Here is a 23,515-nt window from a genome sequence, read left to right as displayed (position 1 = left end):
CCTTTTTTTGCTCCCCCGGCCATGGGCTCTTGTCCCCAGCGGCCCTGTTTGCCCGCGCCGCTGCCCCGTTATTACCGCGCGCGTTGCCGGCCCATGCGCTATCTATCGCCATCCGGCGGCAAGGCCCCACCCAGCCGCCGTCTGTCGCCCGCACCGCGCGGTCTCCCACCCCCGCCTTCACCCCTCCAACTCCCCCAACATCTCCCCAACACCCCCATCAGCAGCCCTGTACCCGTCCTCTTTTTCCCCGCTACGGCGCCTACTGCCCGCTGTCCTGCTTGTGCCCTCAACGACGCTGTAAAGTGCTCCCCCCGCCCCTGACCACCCGCGCCGCCGCGAGCGGTACCCGCCATACCGCCCCGCACCCCGGCGCCGCCGAAACGCCGCTTACCGCCCACCGGCGGTGCCGACCCGCGCTCTCCCATGCAAAATAAGCACGGCGTTCACCCGTCCATCACCTGCTATACAAAATGCGGTCAACTGGCCGGGCTATGCTCTTTGTATCGACTATACAAGGAGGAACCCCCGTCTATGTATATTTTTCATAACGCCATGCGCAACATCACCCGCTACAAGGGGCGCAGCATCCTCATCGGCATCATCACCGGGGTCATCGCCGTGGCCTGCTGTATCGCCCTGTGCATCCGACAGGCCGCCGTCACCGCCAAAGAGGACGGCCTGGCCGACCTCGCCATCACCGCCCAGATCAGCGTCGACCGTCAGGGCATGATGGAGAGGAGCCAGCAGTCCGGGGAAGATATGCGCCAGGCGCTCTCCGGTGCACAGGATCTATCCTTAGAGCAGCTCGAGCTGTACGCCACCGCCGAATGTGTGCAGCGCTTCACCTATACCATCTCCAGCTCGCTCTCGGCCGCGGGTGAGCTGGAGCCGTTCTCCACCGACAGCGCCGCCGAACAGTCCGGCAGCGGGCAGGGCGGCGATATGCCCGGCGGGATGGGCGGCCGCGGCCAGATGGGGGTCCAGGGCGACTTCACCGTCTCCGGCTACACCGACGCCGGCGATATCTCCGGCTACCAGCAAGGCACGCTGGCGCTCACCAGCGGCCAGCTGCCCGACTTTAGCGCCGGCGACAACAGCTGTCTCATCTCCAGCGAGCTGGCCACCCTCAACGGCTTGGCCGTGGGCGATACCATCACGCTCAAAAACCCCAGCGCCGACAGCGAGACCTATGCGCTCACCGTGACCGGCATCTACCAAAACAGCAGCAGCGACAGCGGCCAGATGGGCCCCATGTTCTCCACCGCGTCCGACCCGGCCAACCAGATCATCACCTCTTTTGCCACGCTGCAGCAGATCTGTACCGACTCCGCGAGCCGGGCCACCACCTCTACCGACGCCGACACCGGCATCACCTCCACCTCCGCCCTGCGCAGCCAAACTGCCGGCACCTACTACTTTGCCGACGTCGCCCACTACGAGCAGTTCGAGGAACAGGTCCGGGCGCTGGGCCTGCCGGACGACTACACTGTGCAGTCGTCCGATATCAGCCGCTTCGAGCAGAGCCTGACCCCGCTGGAAAACCTCTCTAACTTTGCCGGCTGGTTTTTGCTGGTGGTGCTGGCCATCGGCGCCGTCATTCTGGTGGTGTTCGGCATCTTCACCATCCGCGAGCGCAAATACGAGGTGGGGGTACTCACCGCCATCGGCATGAAAAAGAGCAAGGTGGCGCTGCAGTTCGTGCTGGAGATGTTCTGCGTCACCGTGGCCAGCTTCATCATCGGCACCGGTATCGGCGCCGTCGCCTCGGTGCCGGTGGGCAATGCGCTGCTCTCGGCCCAGCAGAGCAGTGCCAGCCAGAGCATACAGCAGCCCGGTGATATGGGCGGCCGCGGCGCGGACAAAAACACAGCGGCCGCCAGCGGCGATATGCCCGGCGGGGCGCCCGGCGGCTTTGGCGGCATGGTACAGGGGGCCGCCGACTACGTCGACCAGGTAAACGCCTCGCTCGACCTGCAGGTACTGCTGCAGCTGTTGGGGCTGGGCATAGCCCTCTCGATCGTCTCGTCGGCGGTGGGCGTCGTGTTCATCATGCGCTACGAGCCGCTGCAGATACTGGCCGACCGCTAGTCACCGCCCCCGCCGGGGCACTACTCTACCGCGAAAGGAGGCGCGCCGCCACATCTGCGGCGGCGCGATACGACATATGAGCATACTACAACTCGATCAGGTGGGCTACAGCTATACCGGTATCCGGCAGCGGGTGCAGGTGCTGCGCGATATCAGCTACCAGTTCTCTCCCGGGTCGGTCTACGGGATCGTCGGCCGCTCCGGCGCCGGCAAGACCACGCTGCTGTCGCTGCTGTCGGGGCTCACTCTGCCCACCAGCGGGCGGGTGCTGTTTGATGGGCGCGACCTGGCCGCCTGCGACCGCTACCGCTATCGCAGCCGCGATGTGGGGGTGGTGTTCCAGAGCTTCAACCTGCTGCCCAGCCTCACCGCCACCGAAAATATCGTGCTCTCGATGCACATCTCCGGCAAACAGTACCGCGACTACCGCGGCCACGCCCTAAAGCTGCTGCAAAAGGTGGGCATCGAGCGCGAAAAAGCCGACCGCCGGGTGCTGCACCTCTCGGGCGGCGAGCAGCAGCGGGTAGCCATCGCCCGGGCGCTCTCTTACGATCCGGCTGTCATTTTGGCCGACGAGCCCACCGGCAATCTGGACGAGACAACGCAGGATCAGGTCATGGCCATCCTCACCCAGCTGGCCCACCGCGAAAATAAGTGCGTCATCATCGTCACTCACTCCCCCGCCGTGGCCCGCCAGGTAGATATGCTGTATAAGCTGGCGCCGCTGCAATAGGCCCTCCAACATCCGCCCTCCACCGGCCACCAGTTATCCACTGCCAGCCCCACACTCCTCCCCGCGCCCGTGCCGGCAGGTATCTGCCGACAGCCGTACCGCCTGTAGCTTACCCCAGTGGCGGCAGGCGGCCGCCCCGCCCCTTGTAGCCGGCGTCTGCTCGCACACGGTCAGCACAAAGTCTGCACACGGTCAGCACACAGTCTGTACGCGGTCCATTTTATACGAAAAAAAGAGGCGGATATCCGCCTCTTTTTGCTCTTTCACCATCATTTTATCGGGTATCTACACCCGCTGACGCCGTTTAACGGCCCCGGCCGCCAGCAGGCACAGCGCCACCGAGCCGCCCACCAGCAGCTGCACCAGCGGGGCGCTGCCGTCGCCGGTCTCGGGGCTGTCGCCGCCGGTCAGTGCGTGGTCGGCATACAGCACTGCGTACAGGCTAAAGTGGTCCGCCGTGATGACCAGGTGGCCGTCTTTTACCGCGCAGGGCACCTGCACCAGCTGCCCGTCTTCGTCTATGCGGTACACCAGGTAGTGATAGGCAACCGCCTCTTCAGCCAGCGGGATCTTTAAGGTGGTGCTGCCCGTCGGCTGGATCTTGCTGCCGTTTAGGTCAAACGAGAGATCCACCAGGGCCAGCTTGGCGTCCAGATCCCTGCTCATCGCCAACATCCGCTCGTAATCCGGCCCCTGCTGCACCGCACGCAGCTGGGCCTTGGTCCCCATCGGCACGTTGGCCTCTATATACATGTACATGATCTCGCTGTCCGCCATCAGCGTCTGCTGCACCGGCTCGGTGCTGGGCGCCGGGTCAGGCTGCGGCTGGGGGTCAGGCTGCGGCTGGGGATCGGGTTGTGGCTGCGGGTCCGGGTCCGGCGTGGGGTCCGGGTCGGGAACTTCGCCGGCGATCAGCACAAACTTGTGCGGCGCTACAATATAGATAGCGGCCTTTTGCGCCACGATCGAACCCTCCGGTGCGTAAACGGTCACCGCCGGCTGGTCGGTCACCGTCTGCGGCATAAAAATTTTCATCGCCATATTGGTCACGTAGATATCGGTCACCGCGCTGCCTTTCAGCGCCTCCGGCATGATCACCTCTGTCTTGTCCGGCAGTCGCAGCTCGGTCCCGGGCTTTTTAGCCGGGTAGCGCAGCAGTATCGCACTCTCGCCGCCACTTTTTCTGTACAGTACGCCGTCCACATCGAGATAGCAGGCATTGCCTTTATCCACATGAATGGCTTTTAGGCTGCTGCAGCCGTCAAAGTAACCGTTTTTATCATTCTCCGAGGTCTCTATGTACTCTATCCCGGCGGGAATGGTCACTTCCTCCAAGTAGCAGGCGCCGGTAAAGGCTCTCTCGTAGATGCTCGTAACGGTCTGTGGTATCGCAAAGCTCTTATCGGCCTTTTTAGGCGGGTAATAAACCAGCTGTTCTGGCTTCGTCTCGTCATCATGGCCACTCAGGTACAGCACGCCGTCGATGCTCAGGTACAGGCTGCTCCCCTCCTGTACCTCTATGCTCTGCAGGTTGTTCGAGATGGTGCGGATCCCCTCATCAAAGCCGGTACCGCCCTGCCGGTTGAGCGTCAACGCGGTCACCTGATCGTTGGGCGTGGCAAAGTTTATATGCGTCACCCTTTTTTCGCCCAGTTTCTCCGGTATTACCAGATGGGTCTCGCTGCCGGTATATCCCACCAGCGTGACTACGGCATCACTTTTTTCCACATACTGAAAGTCGCCCTCGGTCTTTACCTCCTGGGCCGGCGGCGTCGGCTCCTCGGCATAAGCCGGTACCGCCGCGGCAAACACGCTCGCCAGCAGCACCGCTGCGGTGAGCCCGGCCAGTAGTCTGGTCTTGATACTTTTCATCTTCCTGCTCCTCTACTGTCGATTTTGCGCGCGGCAGCGCCGCCGCGCAGGTCTCTGCTCTCCCGCCGGGCCACCGTCAAACAGTAAAGAGCGGGTATTTTTTTGATCGCTGTAAAAAACAGGTCTGCCCCAAGCAGACCTGTTTTCGGCATAAAGGCTGCACACACAGCCGCCAAGCCAAGAGAGCTCTATACATTCGAGTATAGCACCTTCTACCACGGCATTCAATGATCGCCGTCATATTTTAGATATCCTGCCACAAGCAGACAGCACTTTTTGTGACAAATTCACTCTGCAACACAGCCGGCGGCCGACAGCCCTCTAAAGCGAGGCCAGCTGCCGACGCAGTTTTCGCACCCGCAGCGCGTTAAAAATAAATATCGGCAGGCCCGCCAAAAGGGACAGCGGCACCGCGATCACGGCCCATATCGCCACAATGAGCAGCAGCATTTCCGACGCCTGGTGGGATGCAAACAGCTCCAGCACCACTGCGATGATAAAAAGCAGAGCCGGCAGCGCCAGTGCAGTCGCCAGCGCGATCAGGCTTATCTGGCAGCGGCGCAGCGCCCGGCGGTGCTCCTCCCCCACCTGCTGGCGGGTAGGGGCCGCCGGCGCCGTGTAGATCTGTACCGGCGACGGGGCATAGGTATATCGCTCGGGCACGTAGGCGGTCTCTGCCGGCTCTGGGGGGCGCCGCTCGATCGGCCGCCTTCTCACCGGCTCCTCTCGAAACAGCTCATCTCTGTACGACTCCTGCCTAAATGGCTCCTCTCTGGCCGCCTGCCGTCTTACCGGCTGTCGTTTACACGGCTGCCAGTTGCCGCAAAAATCGCAGCGCAGCACCTCCTCCCGGCCATCATAACGCATCACCGCCCCGCAGCGCGTGCAAACCGTGTCTTCCATCCCGGTCCCTCCTTCGGCTCTCTTCCTCTAAAAAAGCGGCAGCGCACCAGGCAGAAAAATGCCTGCAAGATCCGCAAAAGCGCCGATTACACCGCCCATCTCCTGCCAAAACTTCCATTTAAAAAAAGTATACTTCTATACCCATTCATTTGCAATCAGTTTTTTATGGCTCTACAAGGCCAATACAGCCCTCCCCCTTTAAAATATCTGTACAGTTTTTTTACCGTTTCGTTATGGAATACGCCCAAAAAAGGCCGGTCCCTCTCCCCCAAATTCAGGTGGTTACACATTGCACAACCCCGGGAAAAGGAGTAGTATTGAGTTTGGCAAAAGCGGGGTATTGCGCCCAAAAGCGCCCCCGCGCCAACCGAAAGGAGGCAGGTTTTGTGGAAGATTTGATCACGAACCTTTTGGAAATCGATCAGGGCGCCAAAGCCCGGCTGGAACAGGCCCGGCTGCAGGAAAAGCAGATCCTCGACGCGCTGGAGGACGAGGCGGCCGCCGCCAGCGACGAAGTGCTGGCCGAAGCCACCGCGCAGGTCGACTCGCTCATGCGCGAGAGCGACGCCAGAGCAAAAAAGCGCATCGAGGAGCTGCAACTGCGCTACCAGCAGGCGGTGGCCGCACTCGACGCCAGCTACGCCGAGAAAAAAGAGCAGCTGGTAAAGGCCATCGTGGCGCGCTGTATAGGCGGTGAGTAGATGCTGAGCTCGTTTTCGCAAAATGCCATCCTGGCCAAGATCAAGGCCATGTACGGAAAGCGCATCACCCCCGCCCAGTATAACGACATGCTGCACAAGCTCTCCATCCCCGAGCTGGCTTCCTATTTAAAGAACAACACCCACTACCGCGACGTGATGGAGAGCGTGAACACCGCCACCATCCACCGCGGCCAGCTCGAGACCATCATCAAAAAGGATCTCTACCAGTCCATTTTGCGGCTGGGCAGGTATCTGCCCGGCAAGCGCGAGCAGTACATGCAGTTTTTCGTCGGTCAGCTCGAGATCGAGCAGCTGGTCATGTGTGTGGGCCAGTTCGACCTCGAGGGCGAGACCGAGCTGGTCAGCGACATCCCCGGCTTTCTCATCCCGCTGCTGTCGTTTGACGTGATGGCCCTGGCCACCGTCGAGACCCCGCGCCAGCTGCTCTCGCTGCTGGAGGGCGGCCCCTACTATAAGACGGTCGAGCCGTTCGTGCAGTCCGAAAACAAGGAGTTCGATGTGGCCGGCTGTACCCGCGCGCTGCGCCAGCAGTACTACGACAACCTGTTTGCCGGCATCGACAGCGAGTACAAGGGCCGCACCCGGCAGGAGATGCGCGACATCATCTCCACCAACGTCGAGCTGTTTAACATCACCAATATCTACCGCCTCAAGGTGTTTTTCCACTACGAGCCCGAGAAGATCCGCCCGCTGCTCATAAAAAATCCCGGCAGCCGCATCTCCGAGCGGTTCATGGAGGCACTCATCCAGGCGCCCGACGGCGACCGTTTCACCCAGCTCATCTCCCAGAGCAAGTACAAAAACTACTTCGACCAAAACGACTTTTTGTACATCGAGTACCACACCAGCTACATCAAGTACAATCTCAACCGGCGCCACATCAGCTTTGCCACCAAGGCGCCCACCGCCTTTTTGGCCTTTTTGATCCTGGGCGGTATCGAGGGTGAAAACCTCACCCACATCATCGAGGGCATCCGCTACGGCGTGGCCCCCGAGGATATCCAAAAACTGCTCATCATCTAAAAAACGCGCGTTCTGGGCCCGCGCCGCCGCTCTGGCAGAGCTCTCGGTTCCGCCCACACCGGCAGGGGGGCCTGTGCTCCCCGCCCGCGCTACTATAAAAAACAGTCCCCCGGCGGCGTGCGGCCGCCAACCAAGAGAGGAGGTTTTTATCATGGCTATTCAAAAGACGACCCTGGTCAGCCTGATCGGTCGCCTTGAGAGCCTGGACGACGTAGTTTTGAAATTATCGACTCTGGACTACTTCCACCCCGAGAAGATCACCACCAAGGACGGCACCTCATTTAAAGAGGCGTCGGGCGAGAACCCCTACTCCGAGCCGCTGGACGATGTGCGCTCGGTGTGTGCCATGGCCGGTATCGATCTTTCCGGCATCCGCAGCGACCGCCCCGCCACCAACACCCACGACTTCGACCTGGAGGCGGCCAAGACCTATATCCGCAGCTACAAAGACACCTACAAAAAAGCGGTGGCTCTGCGCGACAAGGTACAGCAAAACGTGCAGGACCACCAGATGAGCAAGTCCCACCTGGAAATGCTGCACAGTCTCAACACCAGCTTCGACGAGCTGTTCTCGTCCAAGTTCTTAAAGGTGCGCTTTGGCAAGCTGCCGCTAGACAGCATGCCCAAACTGGCCCACTACGACGACCGGCTGTTCTTCGTGTTTCCATTCGCCCACGACAAGGCCTACCAGTGGTGCCTGTACCTCACCGATGAGCGCCACAGCGCCGAGGCCGACTCCATCATGGACGCGCTGTTCTTCGAGCGGGTGCGCATCCCCGACTACCTGCACGGCTCGCCCGACGACGCCGCTGCCTACCTCGAGGACATCCTCAAAAAAGAGACCGCTCAGCTGCAGAGCTGCCAGCAGAAGATCGACGGCATGCGCAGCGAGAACCAGCAAAAGCTCACCGATCTGTACAAGACGGTCAAGTTCCTCAGCGAGACCTACTCGGTGCGCCGCTACGTGGGCACCTCTTACGACAAGTTCGCTCTGGGCGAGTACTTCGAGTTCGTCGGCTATGTGCCCAAAGACCGCGAGAGCGACTTTGAGTCTCTGTTCGGCGACATCAAAGACGTCACCGTCAGCGTCGACCGCGGCGACGACGGCGCCGTGCCCATGCTGCCCGGCCTCATCACCGTGTCGAGCAAGCGGGCCCACGATACCGGTGTGCGCGCCGAGCGGCCCACCAAGCTCAAAAACGGCTGGTTCTCCCGCCCGTTCGAGATGTACGTCGAGATGTACGGCGTCCCCTCCCACTCCGAGATCGACCCCACCCCGTTCGTCGCCGTCACCTACACGCTGCTGTTCGGCATCATGTTCGGCGACGTGGGTCAGGGCGTCGTGGTGGCCATTTTGGGCTACCTGTTCGCCAAGTGGAAAAAGAGCCGCCTGGGCGAGATCATCATGCGCATGGGTATCTGCTCCACCCTGTTCGGCTTTGTCTACGGCTCGGTGTTCGGGTTCGAGCACGCCCTCGACGGCCTGTATCATGCGCTGGGCTTCGCCGAAAAGCCGGTAGAGGTCATGAATGCCGCCACCATCAACGTGCTGCTGGTGGTAGCGGTGGCCATCGGTGTGGTGCTCATTTTGGGCTCCATGCTCTTAAACATCTATATCGGCCTCAAAAACCGCGACTACACCAAGGCGCTGTTTTCACAAAACGGGGTGGCCGGCTTCGTGCTGTACGCCACCGTCATCGCGGCCATCGGCCTGCCCATCCTGGGGGTCTCCTTCAGTCTCAATGCCCCCATCATCCTGCTGTGCCTGGTGGTGCCCGGTTTCTGCATCTTCTTAAAAGAGCCCCTGGGCCACCTGTGCCAAAAGACCAAGGCCTTCCCTGAAGGCGTCGGCGGCTACATCCTCGAGAGCATATTCGAGATGCTCGAGATCGCCATCTCCTTCGTGGCCAATACCATGTCTTTCCTGCGCGTGGGCGGCTTTATCCTCAGCCACGCCGGTATGATGAGCGTGGTGTTCACGCTGGCCGGTATGTTTACCGGTGCGGGCAACATCATCGTCACCATCGTGGGCAACCTGTTCGTCATCGGCCTGGAGGGCCTCATCGTCGGCATCCAGGTCCTGCGTCTGGAATTTTATGAGATGTTCGGCCGCTACTACTCCGGCGACGGGGTCCCCTTTACCCCCATCTCGGCCATCGTACACGAAAACGCCGCGGCCTGATCGGCTCTCCGGCTCCCATCCTAAAACTATTCTTTGGAGGTACTTACTATGGATATCGTTATGCTCCTGATCGCTACTGCTGCTATCGCGGCCCTGGCCGTGCCCCTGTTTAAAGCCTATAAAAACGGCTACACCAAAGAGAAAAAGATCTCCATGATCAAACGCCAGCTGTGCGCTTTCGGCGGTGTTACCCTGGGCTCGGTGCTCATGCCGGTCATTGCCGGCGCCGCTGAGCCCGCCACCACCGCTGCCGCCTCCTCCGGCGCCGGCATGGCCTATCTGGGCGCCGCTCTGGTAACGGGTCTGGCCTGCATCGGCTGTGGTATCGCCGTCGCCGCCGCCGCTCCCGCCGCCATCGGCGCCGTCAGCGAGAACGACAAATCCTTCGGTAAAGCGCTGATCTTCGTGGCCATGGGCGAAGGCGTCGCCATCTACGGCCTGCTCATCTCCATCATGATCCTCAACAAAGTCTGATTAAAAAAGGTGCGGCGCACGCCGCATTTTTTGACCCGTTAGCGGGTCACCGGGGCTCCAAAGCCCCCCATTCCACGATCCGCCGGGGCTCCTGCCCCGCGCGGGAGGGAGCGTATAGCCATGAAATTTTTTGTCATCAGTGACAACAACGACACATATATCGGGATGCGCCTTGCCGGTATGGAAGGAGTTGTGGTCCACGAGTACGACGAGACGGTCGCCGCCCTGCAAAAAGCGGTGGAAGACCCCGAGATCGGCGTCGTGCTCATGACCCAACAGCTGGTCTCGCTGTGCGAAGAGGTGGTGCAGGACTACAAGCTGCGCGCCCGCGGCACACTGATCGCCGAGATCCCCGACCGCCACGGTTCCTCCCACCTGGAAGATGCTCTGTCCCAGTACATCAAAGACGCGATCGGCGTTAAGATTTGAGGTGAAGCGCCATGTATTCCAACGATGAAAAACTCCGCATGATCAAACAGGAGATCGACCAGACCACCGAAGAGATGGTGGGGGCGATCTTAGATAAAGTACAGAAAAAGCGCATCTCCCGCCTGTCCGACGCAGAGGCCAAAGCCAACGAGGAGGCCGCGCTGATGGTCGAGAAGGCCAAACGCGACGCCAAGACCCGCGAGACCACTGCCGTCTCCCGCGCCACGCTGCAGTACCGCACCCAGCTGCTGCAAAAGAGCGAGGCCTACGCACAGGAGATATTTGCCGCCGCCCAAAAAGAGCTGAGCGCGTTTGCCGCCAGCGAGGCCTACACCGCCTACATCCAAAAGCGGCTGGCCCAGGTGGCGAAAAACTACCAGTTCGACACGGTGTATCTGCGCATCGCCCCCCAGGATGAGCCGCTCAAAGAGCTATACAGCAAGGCTTTCTCGGCCCCCTGCGTGATCGAGATCGACCCCGAAAATCACCTGGGCGGCTTTATCGCCGAGAACCGGACCGAGGGTTTTGCCTGCGACGAGACGCTGCAAAATGCGCTGTCCGAGCAAAAGAGCTGGTTCTACAGCAACTCGGGACTCACCATCCAGGCGATCTAGTAAAACGTAGGTTCTACCACCCAAAGAAGGGTGGCAATCGCACGGGCTGTCGCCCTCCTCTGCCAGAAGATCGCGGTACCGCATAGCGGCAGGAGGGGCTCTGCCCCGACAGCGATCTTTACCGGGCTCTGCACAGCAGAGACTGGCCCTCTTCTTGGGGATTCCCCCCACTAATCCAAAACAGCGGCCAAACCGCTATTTTGGATTAGTGATAGGCGCCGGGCGTTCGTCCGGCATATCTAATGGTTCCAGCGATACATTTTTATACCTACTATGTTTTTGCAGTTCTAAATCTGCAAAAACAGTGCCTAATTTGCTGGTTTTTACAGTTTGTTCACAATATTTCTGCTGGTCCGGCACTGCATTTACGGTGCTGTACGCGGCCATCCATTTAAAACACCCGGTTCATTTACCGGCTTTCCCGCCTTTTTCACAGGCGGCCCCCAGTATCACTCTAGAAAGGGGTAACTGCTTTGAACACGATTTTTTCCATTAACGGCCCGGTGGTCAAAGTCCTAAATACCAAGACTTTTTCCATGGGCGAGATGGTGTATGTGGGCAAAAAGCGGCTGATGGGCGAAGTCATTTCCATCAGCGACAAAGAGACCACCATCCAGGTCTACGAAGAGACCTCCGGCCTCTTTCCCGGCGAGGAGGTCATCTCCACCGGCTCGCCTATCAGCTTGACGCTGGGCCCCGGCATCATCTCTAATATCTACGACGGCGTACAGCGCCCCCTGGGCGACATCGAGCAGATCTCGGGTGCCTTTATCGCCAACGGGCTGGAGGTCTCTCCCCTGCCGGCCGACAAAGAGTGGGACGTGACGGTTCTGGTGCACGAAGGCGACGAGCTCGTCCCCGGCCAGATCATCGCCACCTGCCCCGAGACTTCCTCCATCGTCCACAAGATCATGGTGCCCCCCACTCTGTCGGGCAAAGCCGGCAAAGTGGCCCCCAGCGGCAAATATACCATCCGCGATACCCTGCTCACCCTGATCGATGAAAAGGGCCAGGAGCACCCCATCGGCCTCACCCAGAAGTGGCCCATCCGCACCCCCCGGCCCAGCAAGTCGCGGTTGCCCATCAGCCGCCCGCTCATCACCGGCCAGCGCATCCTCGACACCATGTTCCCCATCGCCAAAGGCGGTGCGGCGGCGGTGCCCGGCGGCTTTGGCACCGGCAAGACCATGACCCAGCACCAGATCGCCAAATGGTGCGATGCCGATCTCATCATCTACATCGGCTGCGGCGAGCGCGGCAACGAGATGACTCAGGTGCTGGAGGAGTTCGGCTCGCTGGTCGATCCCAAGACCGGCCGCCCGCTGACCGACCGCACCGTGCTCATCGCCAACACCTCCAACATGCCGGTGGCCGCCCGCGAGGCGTCTATCTACACCGGCATCACCCTGGCCGAGTACTACCGCGACATGGGCTACCACGTGGCCATCATGGCCGACTCCACTTCCCGCTGGGCCGAAGCCCTGCGCGAGATCTCCGGCCGGTTGGAGGAGATGCCCGCCGAGGAGGGCTTCCCCGCCTACCTGCCCAGCCGCATCGCCACCTTCTACGAGCGCGCCGGCTACATGGTCAACCTAAACGATACCGAGGGCTCGATCACCATCATCGGCGCCGTATCGCCTCAGGGCGGCGACCTGTCCGAGCCGGTCACCCAAAACACCAAGCGCTTCGTGCGCTGCTTCTGGGCGCTGGATAAGAGCTTAGCCTACGCCCGCCACTACCCGGCCATCAACTGGACCACCAGCTACAGCGAGTACTTAGACGACCTGCGCGACTGGTACAACGCCAACCTGGGCGAGCGCTTTTTGCGCTATCGCGCCCGCATCGTCACGCTGCTGCAGGAAGAGGCCCAGCTGCTGGAGATCGTAAAGCTCATCGGCGCCGACGTACTGCCGGACGATCAGAAACTCATCATCGAGATCGCCAAGCTCATCCGCACCGGCTTTTTACAGCAGAACGCCTTCCACAAAGAGGACACCTACGTGCCGCTGGAAAAGCAGCTGGAGATGATGCGCTGCATCTGGTACCTGTACAAAAAAGCGCTGCTGGTGGTAAACGAGCGGCACATCCCGGTAACGGCCATCGCCAAGACCGGGCTGTTCGACAAGATCAACAAGATGAAATACGACATAGAGAACGACCGGCTGGATAAGTTCGATGCCCTGCGCCAAGAGATCGACCAGACTCTGGCAGCCATGGATTAAGGGGGGAGCGTTTTTATGAGCTTACAATATGTAGGACTAAAAGAGATAAACGGCCCTCTAGTCGTGCTGGATAAAGTCAAAAACGCCAGCTACGACGAGGTGGTCGAGATCCGTCTGGACTCCGGCGAGGTCCGCACCGGCCGCATCGTCGAGATACACGGCGAAAAGGCGGTCATCCAGGTGTTCGAGGGCACCGAGGGCCTGAGCCTGCAAAACACCAAGACCCAGCTCACCGGCCACTCGCTCGAGATAGCCCTCTCCCCCCAGATACTGGGGCGGGTATTCTCCGGCGCCGGCCGCCCCATCGACAACCTGGGCGAGATACATGCCACCAAGTTCGAGGACATCAACGGCCGCCCCATCAACCCGGTGTCCCGCGTGTACCCCAGAAACTACATCTCCACCGGCATCAGCTCTATCGACTGCCTGGCCACCCTTATCCGCGGCCAGAAGCTGCCCATCTTCTCCGGTTCGGGCATGAGCCACAACAAGCTGGCGGTGCAGATCGTCAAACAGGCCAAGATCGGCGACGGCGAGGATTTCTGTATCGTGTTTGCCGCCATGGGCGTGCAAAACGACGTGGCCGATTACTTCAAGCGCTCCTTCGAGGAGGCGGGCGTCATGTCCAACGTGGTCATGTACCTGAACCTGGCCTCCGACCCCATCGTCGAGCGCATCCTCACCCCCCGCTGCGCGCTCACCGCCGCCGAGTACCTGGCCTACGAGCTGGGCAAACACGTGCTGGTCATCATGACCGATATGACCTCCTACTGTGAGGCGGTGCGCGAATTCTCGTCATCCAAAGGCGAGATCCCGGCCAGAAAGGGTTTCCCTGGCTACCTGTACTCCGATCTGGCCTCGCTGTACGAGCGGGCCGGCATCATCAAAGGCAAAAACGCCTCGGTCACCCAGATACCCATCCTCACCATGCCCAACGACGATATCACCCACCCGGTGCCCGACCTGACCGGTTACATCACCGAGGGGCAGATCGTGCTGGACCGCGCGCTGGACAACCAGGGCATCTTCCCGCCGGTAGCGGTGCTGCCGTCGCTGTCGCGTTTAATGAAAGACGGCATCGGCGCCGAGTACACCCGCGAAGACCACTCCCCGGTAGCCAACCAGCTGTTTGCCAGCTACGCCCAGGTGCAGGATGCCCGCAGCTTGGCCTCGGTCATCGGCGAGGAGGAGCTGTCCGACAGCGACAAGAAATTGATGGTATTCGGGCGCGAGTTCGAAAAGCGTTTCTTAAATCAGGGCGACAGCCAAAACCGCACTATCGAGGAGACGCTGGACCTGGCCTGGGAGCTGCTGAGCATCCTGCCCAAGCAGGACCTCGACCGCATCGAGGGCAGTCTCATCGAAAAACACTACCGCGAGCAGGTGTTCGAGGAGTTTAACAGGGGGTGATGATCCGTGCCAAATCAACAGGTATTCGCGACCAAGTCTAACCTCCTGGCCACCCGCAAAACGCTGGACCTCTCCAGTTTGGGCTTTGACCTGCTCGACCGCAAGCGCAATGTGCTCATCCGCGAGCTGATGCAGCGGGTAGACGACGCCAAGGCTCTCAAAGACGAGGTGGCCACCACCTTTAACCAGGCCTATTTCGCCCTGCAGCAGGCCAATATGTCGCTGGGCGTGGTAGAGAACCTGGTGGGCTCTATCCCCATCGACGAGTCGGTGGCGCTCACCTCCCGCTCGGTGATGGGCGTCGAGATCCCCCACGTCACCTACGCCGGGCAGGACCCCGGCCCGGTCTATGGGTTCGAGATGTCCAACTCCAAGTTCGACGACGCCTTTCGCAAGTTTCAAAAGGTAAAAGAACTGTGCGTGCGTCTGGCCGAGGTGGAAAACAGCGTGTACCGGCTGGCCGGCGCCATCCGCAAAACGCAAAAGCGCGCCAACGCCCTGGAGCACATCATCATCCCCAACCTGAAAGCTACCGAAAAGGCCATCACCGAGGCGCTGGAGGAAAAAGACCGCGAGGAATTTTCCCGCTTAAAGGTCATCAAAGCCCAAAAAGAGCGCGCCAAAGAAGAATAGCACCGATCGAGCAATCGTAAAAAGCTCTGCCATCTCTCAACAGACGGCAGAGCTTTTTTCCATATGCGAACATCTCTTCTCGCCTGCTCCGTGTTACTTTTTCGGCCCTGTGCCAAAGCTGCTGCCAGCCCCTGCAAAGCCGTACACAAAAAAACAAACATTTCCAGTAACAAAGGGCTGTTTTTTACGGTACTATCTAGTTGGAGTGGTCTTATTTTGAGTGCGCGGAGTAAGGTAGGGGGAGGTGGGGCCCTGTGTCATGCGACGAAATTCCCGGTCAGCTGCCGGATCAGCAGCTGCTTATTTACCAAAAATACCAGCGCCTGGCCTACACGGTGGCTCTGCGCATCCTGCACGATCCCCGCGACGCCGAGGAGATCGCCAGCGATGCCATCAGCAGGTTCTCACAGCTCCCCAAAAGTACGACAGCAATCGCGCCAGCATCAAAAGCTATGTGGCGGTCATCGCCCGCAGCCGCGCCCGGAACCGGCTGGTGACCCTACAGCAGCAAGAGACCCCGCCGCACCTCCCCGCCCGATTAGACCCGCTCACTGGGGGGCCGCGAGCGGCTCAGTGCCGCGATCAGAGCACTGCCAGCACAGGAAAAACAGCTGTTTACCATGCGTTTTTTATACGGCTATTCCACCCCGCGAGACGGCCCGCTATTTCGGTATCAGTCAAAACGCCGTCACCACCCGAGTACCCCGGTTGCGCGACAAGCTAAAACTGCTGCAGGAGCCAAAAGGAGGCGAGCTGTAAATGGAAGACGAACAATTTGATCGCTATATCGCCGACATGTTAGACGATGATACAGTGCTGAAGATGAGCGAACAGCTCTTTCACGGTCGGCCGCCCCGCCGCTGGTGGCGGCGTATCGCAGCCATAGCGGCCTGCTTTATGCTGGTACTGGGCGCGGCTAACTACCGCACCGTACTGGCGGCGGCAGCTATGAACTCAGACAGGCCATCCAGACCGAGAGCGGCGACATTCGGCTGGTGGTGATGTACCAGCTGTCCCCAGAAGAGCTGCAGCAGCTGCCCCCCCTATGCCAGCGACGCCCGATCACCAGCGAGCTGATCCAGCGCTTTGTGCAGATAGATTTCTCCCTACAGGCCGCTGGAAGGTCCCTCCCCATACAAAAGAACATAAGCGGCACCGGGGCGCCCTACATGAACGCCGACGGCACCCGGGACCATGCCAGCATTATTTTCATCTCTCGGCCGCCTGTGAGCAGCCGCTGGAACAGGTGGTACTACAAGCCGGCTGCTGCACCATGACTGCCGAGCTCGAGCCATCCAAATCCATCCGGTTAGAAGAGGTGCAGCAACAGATCAGCGGTAAAGTGGGCTGTGCATTGGTACAGCTGCGAAGTGACGGCCGCCTGGTGGCGGTGTTGCCACAGGTGCAGGGCTTATCCGCACAAAACTACAGCCTATCACTGGGCGGCACCCGCTTTTGAACACGCGATTGGCCCGATATCGTCTCGGCCGATGCGCTCACAGTGCCCGGTCGAGATGGGCCGATATATTTCTATGAGGCCGCTGCCGAGCCGCCGGATGAGTACGAGCTGTACAGCTTCCGCTTTGATGAGATCCAGCTATACGTGTTCCCCACCTGTTTAGCCGATACCCCCGTCACCGTCCTGGATATTCCCGCCGAAGGGCAGACTACTTTGCTAAATCAGACCTACTCTGTCAGCGGGGTGCCTGTGCAGCTGGTCAGCTTAAAAACCAGGGTGACAAAGTGCCCCTGACCGTCGACCGCAGCACCCCGTACGGTCAGATCACCAGCCTGCACGCCTTTGAGCTCGGTCATCAAAAAAAGGTGTTTGACCAGCTCAGCGGTAGTATTTCCGATCATAGCGGTACCGCGATATACGACGACTTTCTCTTTTACGCCGAGTCCCGCACCGATCGAGTAGAGATCAGCTGGCAAAAAAGTCAGTTGGGAAAACGCTCCGGCTGTGCATCTCCTCGGTCGAAGTCGCCGGCAATATCCGCTTTCAGTAATTGTGCCGCCGCCGGCACTTTTTATAAAATTTTTTATCACTCGAGGCCCAACCGTATAAAAAGCTGAATATCCCGGCGATAAGCTCCCATACTATACCTGTATCCACATCATCTTTAAGCGGCGGCAGCGCCTCTGTCTGCCGCCCGAGAAAGGGTTTGAAGCAGATATGGGAATCACAACCAAGATCGCACTGATCTTAGTCATCATCGGCGCGCTCAACTGGGGGCTCATCGGCATCTTCTCGTTTGATCTGGTGGCCTACCTGTTTGGCGGGATGGCGGCTATCGCCAGCCGGGTGATCTACACCTTGGTGGGCATTGCAGGTATCTGGTGCATCGCGCTGCTCTTCAAAGACAGCCGCGCTCTGGACGTATCTGAATAAAGGTCTGCTGTGTATCTACACAAAAAAGGCCGGTACACCCGCTGCACTGCGTTGTGGGGTGTGCCGGTCTTTTTGCCCTGCTGTCAAAAAATAATGCGCCCGCCGGGGGATTGTGCTATACTGTGGACGTAGCTTTTTCCTGCCGCAACACCTGCCGGCAGCTATTTGATCGATACCGGGGCCCCCGCTGCGGCCGCCCCATCGCCAAAGGAGTTCTTGTCATATGTCTGATATCCTGCTCGAGGCCAAGGCGCTACAGGACGAGATCGTCGCCATGCGCCGCACGATACATACTTTTGCCGAGGTCGGGCTCGACCTGCCCCAGACCACCGCTTTCGTCCGCCAAAAACTCACCGAGTTCGGTCTCGTACCGGTCGACTGCGGCCCCGGCATCACCTGCCAGCTGGGCAGCGGCGGCAAGGTACTGCTCCTGCGGTGCGACATGGATGCGCTGCCCATGGCCGAAGAGACCGGGCTGCCCTTTGCCGCTCAAAACGGGGCCTGCCACTCCTGTGGGCACGACGCCCACACCGCGATGCTGTTGGCCGCGGCCAAGCTCTTAAAGACCCACGAGAGCGAGCTGAAAGGCACCGTTAAGCTGATGTTCCAGCCGGCGGAAGAGCAGCTGGCCGGCGCCACTGCCATGATCAGAGCCGGCGTGCTGGAAAACCCCAAAGTAGATGCCGCTATGGCCCTGCACACCGCCGTTGGCCGCGAAGACAGCACCGTCGGTTGCCTGCAGTACGTGCCCGGTACCGCCATGAACTCCGGCGACGCAGTCAAGATCACCGTCACCGGCGTGGGCGCCCACGGCTCCACCCCCTACCTGGGGGTCGACGCCATCAGTGCCGCCGCTCATATCGTGGTGGCGCTGGAGGAGATCATCGCCCGCGAGGTCCCCTCTACCGACGGCTCGGTGCTCATCGTGGGTACCATCCACGGCGGCAGCACCTGCAACACCGTTTCCGGCTCCTGTGAGATGGAGTGCTCCATCCGCGCCACCAGCTATGAAAGCCGCGACTTTTTAAAGCGCCGTATCAAAGAGGTGGCCGAAGGTACCGCCGCCGTGTACCGCGCCAAGGCCGAGGTAGAGTACGTGTACGGCATGCCTCCGCTGGTCAACGACGAGCAGGTCACCGCCGATATGGCCCGCTACAGCGCTTCTATCCTGCCGCCGCAAGACGTGCAGCAGGTCCCGCCGGTAGCCGGCACCGAGGACTTTACCGACATTGCCGCCCATGTACCCGCCTGCTACTTTATGCTGGGCGCCGGCAGCATCGGTGAGGGGTATACTCTCTCGGCGCACAACCCGGCAATGATGATCGACGAGTCGGTATTCTACAAAGGCGCCGCCCTGTATGCCGGCTGCGCCATGCAGTGGTTGGCCGAGCACCAGTAGCCCCTGCCGCATTGCGGCACTACTGTTTTTACATCTTTCATGATCTATCGATCCGGCCGGCCGCGCTCTCAGCGGCCGGCCTTTTTTGTGCGGTATGGCTTTAGAGCTGCAGCCGACTGACAGAGGATAGAGTCATCGGGTTTTCAGAAACTGTCTGTCCTCCCCCACCACCTGCAAACACCTACAAAACAAAAAAGCAGCCGGGGCCAGCCCCGGCTGCTTTTTCTAAAGTCTCTTTTATCTGCTGATGAGCTCCACGGTATCGCGGGCGATCATTTTCTCCTCGTTGGTGGGGATGACCCAAGCCTCGATCTTGGAGTTCTCGGTGGAGAACTTGCAGTCTTTGCGCGAAGCCGCCTCGCACAGCTCCTGGGTGATCTCCAGGCCCAGGCCCTCCATGTCGGCGCACACCTCGCCGCGGAACACAGCGTCGTTCTCACCGATACCGCCGGTAAAGATAATGGCGTCCACCCCGTTCATGGCGGCAATGTAAGAGCCGATGAACTTCTTGATCTGGTACACCACGATCTCCAGCGTCATAATGGCGCGCTTGTTGCCCTCATTGGCGGCGTGGCGCAGGTCGCGGCAATCGCTTGAAACGCCCGACAGACCCACAAATCCCGACTTTTTGTTGAGCAGGTCGCTCATCTCATCGGGGGTAAAGCCCTCTTTGTTCATCAGGTAGGTGACTACAGAGGGGTCGATGCCGCCCGAGCGGGTACCCATGATAAAGCCATCCAGCGGGGTAAAGCCCATGGTGGTGTCGACGACCTTACCGTCTTTTACCGCGGCGATGGAGCTGCCGTTACCCAGGTGGCAGGTGATGATCTTGGTGCCCTCTAAGCCGCCCTTGATCTTGCCGTAGCGGGCGGTCACGTAGCGGTGGCTGGTGCCGTGGAAACCATAGCGGCGGATGTGATATTTCTCGTAGTACTCATAGGGGATACCAAACATGTAAGCCTTCTGGGGCATTGTCTGGTGGAAAGAGGTATCGAACACCGCCACCATCGGGGTATCTTTGCCAAACACCTCCTGGCAGGCCTTCATCGCGGTGGCCTGGGGCGGGTTGTGCAGCGGGCCCAGCTCAGAGAAGTCAAAGATATCCTGGATGACCTGGTCGGTGACCAGAGTGGAGGTCTTGTATTTTTCACTGCCGTGCAGCACCCGGTGGCCGACCGCCGAGATCTCAGACACCGAGTCGATGACTTTGCCCGCGCCGGAGGTGAGCATCTCCACCACAGCCATAAACGCCTCTTTGTGGGTGGGGAAATCCATCTCTTGCTGGATCTCGTCCTTGCCCGTCGGGCTGTGGGTGATCAGACCGCCGATACCGATGCGCTCGCAGTTGCCTTTGGCCAGCACGCTCTCGTCGGTCATGTCGATGAGCTGGTACTTGAGCGATGAGCTGCCGGCGTTGATAACCAATACTTTCATTGAATACTATCCCCCTGTTAGTCTTGTGTTTTTAACAGTTCTAGTTTAGTATAATTCGTATGATAATTCAAGTAAAAAGCCAAAAACCCGGCTATTTGTGCCGGTTTTTGGCAGTGGGAGGGGCCATATGGGCGTTTTCGGCGTCATCTGCGAGTACAATCCGCTGCACCTGGGCCACTGCTGGCAGCTAAAAAAGGCCCGCGAACTGGGTGCCGATACCGTCGTCTGCGCCATGAGCGGCAACTTTGTACAGCGCGGTGCGCCGGCGCTCTGCCACTGGCGGTACCGGGCCCGGGCGGCGCTGCAAAACGGGGCCGACCTGGTGCTGCGCATCCCCACTCCCCGCTGTCTCTCCTCCGCTCAATTTTTTGCCGAGGGGGGCGTGGCGGTGCTCGCCGCGATCGGTGTGGACAAGCTGTTTTTCGGCAGCGAATGCGGCGATCTGGCCGCTCTGCAGCAGACTGTACGGCTGGTAGAGAGCAGCAGCTTCCAGGCGCTTTTTTTGCAGCTGCGGCGGCAGGGTCTCTCCTACCCCCGGGCCAGGCAGCAGGCGGCGGCGCAGTTGGGCGATCACAGCGCCGCACTGCAGTCCCCCAACGATACGCTGGCGCTGGAGTATCTGCGCGCCCTAGAGGGCACCGGTATCCGCCCACTGTGCCTGCCCCGCAACACAGCCGGCCACCACAGCACAAGTACCGATAGCCCCATCGCCAGTGCCACCGCACTGCGCACACTGCTGCAGGCTGATCCCCACAGCCCGCGCGCCAGGCAGCTGGTTCCCCCCGGCACACTGCCGGGCCCCGACGAAATGGCTGACAGCCGCTATCTCGACCGGGCGCTGTGCCAAAAGGTACAGATGGCCAGTCAGCAGCAGCTGACAGCGCTGCCGTTTGTCGATACCGGGTTGGCCAATCGGCTGCAGGCCGCAGCTGCCGGGCAGAGCACGCTGGCTGGTCTGGTGGCTGCCGGCACCTCTCCCCAACACACAGCCGCCCGCATACGCCGGGCGGTGTGGTGCCTCTATCTTGGCGTCACCCAACAAGATGTTTTAGCACCGGTCCAATACCTGCACGTGCTGGGGGCTAACAGCCGCGGGCTGGCTCTGCTCAAAAGAGCCCAGTTGCCGGTGCTCACCAATCTGGCCGGCGCCAAAGGCACCCGCTACGAGCAGATCGAACGCACCGCCTTTGCCGCTTTCACCGGTTGTCTGCCCCACATCCCCACCGAAAATTGGGAATACACCCAAAAGTTTTTGCGGGTCTAGCAAACAGGTTGCATTCACCGCTGTTTCATGGCAAAATAGATGAGGAATATTCTTCGTTTTTGTGCTGTGTGTGACATGTTCCGGCCGTTTTATAGCGAGGTAGTCGGGAACGCACCGCCTTTTTTACAAGAGGAGGCTACTATATTATGGAAAACCAATTGGTTTTGGTCATCGACTTCGGTGGCCAGTACAACCAGCTCATCGCCCGCCGAGTGCGGGATCTGGGCGTGTTCTGCGAGGTGATCTCCTCCACCACTCCCATCGAGGAGATCCGCGCTAAAAACCCGGTGGGCATCATCTTCACCGGCGGCCCCAACAGCGCCTACCTGCCCGAGTCTCCCAAGATCGACCCGGCTGTATACGAGCTGGGCGTGCCTGTCCTGGGCATCTGCTACGGCGCCCAGCTAATGGCCCATATGTTCGGCGGCACGGTAGAGGCGGCGCCGGTGGGTGAGTTTGGCAAGACAACTACTTATTTTGATACCTCTGCCCCCATGTTTGCCGGCCTGCCGGCCGAAAACATCGTGTGGATGAGCCATGTAGACTATATCTCACAGGTGCCCCAGGGCTTCACTATCACCGCCCACACCGATAATTGCCCCGTGGCCGCTATGCAGGACGAGAGCCGCAAACTCTACGCGGTGCAGTTTCACCTGGAGGTCAACCACACCCAAAACGGCAACGACATGCTCAAAAACTTCCTCTATCAGGTGTGTGGCTGCGTGGGCGACTGGAGCATGGAGAACTACTGCGAGATAGCCATCGAGCAGCTGCGGCAAAAGATCGGCGACAAAAAGGTATTGTTAGCCCTGTCGGGCGGGGTGGACTCCTCGGTGTGCGCGGCGCTGCTGTCTAAAGCCGTGGGCAGGCAGCTCTACTGCATCTTCGTCGATCACGGTCTCATGCGCTATAAGGAAGGCGACGAGATCGAGGAAATCTTCGGCAATATGGACGTGAATTTCCGCCGCGTCAACGCCCAGGACCGCTACTTTGCCAAGCTGAAGGGCGTCACCGACCCCGAGCAAAAGCGCAAGATCATCGGCGAGGAATTTATCCGCGTGTTCGAGGAAGAGGCCAAGAAGGTGGGCAAAGTCGACTTTTTGGCGCAGGGCACCATCTATCCCGACGTGGTGGAATCAGGTCTTGGCGGGCAGAGCGCCGTCATCAAGAGCCACCACAATGTCGGCGGTCTGCCCGATCATGTCGACTTTGAAGATATCGTGGAGCCCTTAAATCTGCTGTTTAAAGACGAGACCCGCCGGCTGGGCACCCTGCTGGGCCTGCCCGACTTTTTGGTGTGGCGTCAGCCCTTCCCCGGCCCCGGTTTAGGCATTCGGGTCATGGGCGAAGTCACCCCCGAAAAGGTGGCGCTGCTGCAAAAAGCAGATTTTATCTATCGCGAGGAGCTGGCCAAAGCCGGTGTCGACAAGGGTCTCAGCCAGTACTTTGCCGTGCTGACCAATCAGCGCTCGGTGGGTGTGGTAGGCGATTTCAGGACCTATGACTATACGCTCGCCCTGCGCGCAGTGACCACCGACGACTTCATGACCGCCGATTTTGCCCGCATCCCCTACGATGTGCTGGAGAAGATCTCCTCCCGCATCATCGGCGAGGTCCAGGGCATCGGCCGCATGGTGTACGATATCACTACCAAGCCCCCGGCAACGATTGAGTGGGAATAACAGCAGCCAAAAGAGCCTTTACGAACTGCCATGTAGCAG

Annotated in this window: 22 protein-coding genes; 18 read left to right on the top strand and 4 right to left on the bottom strand. The window is 60.1% G+C overall.

What is annotated here, in order from left to right; all coding sequences use genetic code 11:
* The first annotated feature begins 531 nt into the window (after positions 1-531).
* Entirely contained in the window at positions 532-2,088 is a 1,557-nt protein-coding gene (locus H8K20_RS02640) for an ABC transporter permease (protein ID WP_186487395.1), read from the top strand.
* Positions 2,089-2,164: 76 nt separating this feature from the next.
* Positions 2,165-2,821 (top strand): ABC transporter ATP-binding protein, encoded by a 657-nt coding sequence (locus tag H8K20_RS02635; protein ID WP_186487394.1) that lies wholly within the window; start codon positions 2,165-2,167, stop codon positions 2,819-2,821.
* Between the two features lie 285 nt (positions 2,822-3,106).
* On the opposite strand, the gene H8K20_RS02630 is transcribed toward H8K20_RS02635, so the two are convergent.
* Positions 3,107-4,693 (bottom strand): leucine-rich repeat domain-containing protein, encoded by a 1,587-nt coding sequence (locus H8K20_RS02630; protein ID WP_186487393.1) that lies wholly within the window; start codon positions 4,691-4,693, stop codon positions 3,107-3,109.
* Between the two features lie 321 nt (positions 4,694-5,014).
* On the bottom strand, positions 5,015-5,596 hold the full coding sequence (locus tag H8K20_RS02625) for a TFIIB-type zinc ribbon-containing protein (RefSeq protein WP_186487392.1): 582 nt from the start codon (positions 5,594-5,596) through the stop codon (positions 5,015-5,017).
* 386 nt (positions 5,597-5,982) lie between these two features.
* On the opposite strand from H8K20_RS02625, the gene H8K20_RS02620 reads away from it, so the two are divergent.
* The 12 genes from H8K20_RS02620 (at position 5,983) to H8K20_RS02565 (ending at position 16,764) form a co-directional block, all read left to right on the top strand.
* Positions 5,983-6,297, top strand: a complete 315-nt coding sequence (locus H8K20_RS02620; RefSeq protein WP_129589371.1) for a hypothetical protein — start codon at positions 5,983-5,985, stop codon at positions 6,295-6,297.
* A complete protein-coding gene (locus H8K20_RS02615; RefSeq protein WP_105203619.1) occupies positions 6,298-7,341 on the top strand; it encodes a V-type ATPase subunit in 1,044 nt (347 codons plus the stop codon). It abuts the gene before it with no gap.
* Between the two features lie 151 nt (positions 7,342-7,492).
* On the top strand, positions 7,493-9,523 hold the full coding sequence (locus H8K20_RS02610) for a V-type ATP synthase subunit I (protein WP_186487391.1): 2,031 nt from the start codon (positions 7,493-7,495) through the stop codon (positions 9,521-9,523).
* A 48-nt stretch (positions 9,524-9,571) separates the two neighbouring features.
* On the top strand, positions 9,572-9,997 hold the full coding sequence (locus H8K20_RS02605) for an ATP synthase subunit C (RefSeq protein WP_105203617.1): 426 nt from the start codon (positions 9,572-9,574) through the stop codon (positions 9,995-9,997).
* Between the two features lie 120 nt (positions 9,998-10,117).
* The gene (locus tag H8K20_RS02600; RefSeq protein WP_105203616.1) at positions 10,118-10,426 is read left to right on the top strand and encodes a V-type ATP synthase subunit F; all 309 of its coding nucleotides are present in this window, start codon (positions 10,118-10,120) and stop codon (positions 10,424-10,426) included.
* An 11-nt stretch (positions 10,427-10,437) separates the two neighbouring features.
* The gene (locus tag H8K20_RS02595; protein ID WP_154865798.1) at positions 10,438-11,040 is read left to right on the top strand and encodes a V-type ATP synthase subunit E; all 603 of its coding nucleotides are present in this window, start codon (positions 10,438-10,440) and stop codon (positions 11,038-11,040) included.
* 473 nt (positions 11,041-11,513) lie between these two features.
* Positions 11,514-13,262, top strand: a complete 1,749-nt coding sequence (locus H8K20_RS02590; protein WP_154865800.1) for a V-type ATP synthase subunit A — start codon at positions 11,514-11,516, stop codon at positions 13,260-13,262.
* A 15-nt stretch (positions 13,263-13,277) separates the two neighbouring features.
* Entirely contained in the window at positions 13,278-14,672 is a 1,395-nt protein-coding gene (locus H8K20_RS02585; RefSeq protein WP_105203613.1) for a V-type ATP synthase subunit B, read from the top strand.
* Positions 14,673-14,678: 6 nt separating this feature from the next.
* A complete protein-coding gene (locus H8K20_RS02580) occupies positions 14,679-15,305 on the top strand; it encodes a V-type ATP synthase subunit D (protein WP_105203612.1) in 627 nt (208 codons plus the stop codon).
* Between the two features lie 254 nt (positions 15,306-15,559).
* Entirely contained in the window at positions 15,560-15,802 is a 243-nt protein-coding gene (locus H8K20_RS02575; protein WP_186487390.1) for a sigma factor, read from the top strand.
* 262 nt (positions 15,803-16,064) lie between these two features.
* Complete coding sequence (locus H8K20_RS02570) at positions 16,065-16,307, top strand: hypothetical protein (protein WP_186487389.1); 243 nt, start codon at positions 16,065-16,067, stop codon at positions 16,305-16,307.
* Positions 16,308-16,551: 244 nt separating this feature from the next.
* Positions 16,552-16,764, top strand: coding sequence for a hypothetical protein (locus H8K20_RS02565; RefSeq protein ID WP_186487388.1), 213 nt, complete (start codon positions 16,552-16,554; stop codon positions 16,762-16,764).
* A 227-nt stretch (positions 16,765-16,991) separates the two neighbouring features.
* Here the strand turns inward: H8K20_RS02565 and H8K20_RS02560 are convergent, their stop codons facing one another.
* Positions 16,992-17,165, bottom strand: a complete 174-nt coding sequence (locus H8K20_RS02560) for a hypothetical protein (RefSeq protein WP_186487387.1) — start codon at positions 17,163-17,165, stop codon at positions 16,992-16,994.
* Between the two features lie 316 nt (positions 17,166-17,481).
* Between H8K20_RS02560 and H8K20_RS02555 the strand changes: the two genes are divergently transcribed.
* Together H8K20_RS02555 and H8K20_RS02550 are read left to right on the top strand one after the other, a co-directional pair.
* Positions 17,482-17,697, top strand: a complete 216-nt coding sequence (locus H8K20_RS02555) for a DUF378 domain-containing protein (protein ID WP_105203608.1) — start codon at positions 17,482-17,484, stop codon at positions 17,695-17,697.
* A 223-nt stretch (positions 17,698-17,920) separates the two neighbouring features.
* Complete coding sequence (locus tag H8K20_RS02550) at positions 17,921-19,096, top strand: M20 metallopeptidase family protein (protein ID WP_186487386.1); 1,176 nt, start codon at positions 17,921-17,923, stop codon at positions 19,094-19,096.
* 237 nt (positions 19,097-19,333) lie between these two features.
* Here H8K20_RS02550 and H8K20_RS02545 read toward each other — a convergent pair whose 3' ends face one another.
* On the bottom strand, positions 19,334-20,530 hold the full coding sequence (locus H8K20_RS02545) for an acetate/propionate family kinase (protein WP_105203606.1): 1,197 nt from the start codon (positions 20,528-20,530) through the stop codon (positions 19,334-19,336).
* A gap of 127 nt (positions 20,531-20,657) precedes the next feature.
* On the opposite strand from H8K20_RS02545, the gene H8K20_RS02540 reads away from it, so the two are divergent.
* Together H8K20_RS02540 and guaA are read left to right on the top strand one after the other, a co-directional pair.
* The gene (locus H8K20_RS02540) at positions 20,658-21,794 is read left to right on the top strand and encodes a nucleotidyltransferase family protein (RefSeq protein ID WP_186487385.1); all 1,137 of its coding nucleotides are present in this window, start codon (positions 20,658-20,660) and stop codon (positions 21,792-21,794) included.
* 146 nt (positions 21,795-21,940) lie between these two features.
* Positions 21,941-23,476: a glutamine-hydrolyzing GMP synthase gene (guaA, locus tag H8K20_RS02535; protein ID WP_186487384.1), complete on the top strand. Its 1,536-nt coding sequence runs from the start codon at positions 21,941-21,943 to the stop codon at positions 23,474-23,476.
* The last annotated feature ends 39 nt before the right edge of the window (positions 23,477-23,515 follow it).

The sequence above is a fragment of the Neobittarella massiliensis (ex Bilen et al. 2018) genome (genome assembly GCF_014269355.1).
Lineage (GTDB): Bacteria > Bacillota > Clostridia > Oscillospirales > Ruminococcaceae > Neobittarella > Neobittarella massiliensis.
The sequence above is the reverse complement of the archived record's forward strand: the minus strand, read 5'-3'. Positions and strand labels throughout refer to the sequence as shown.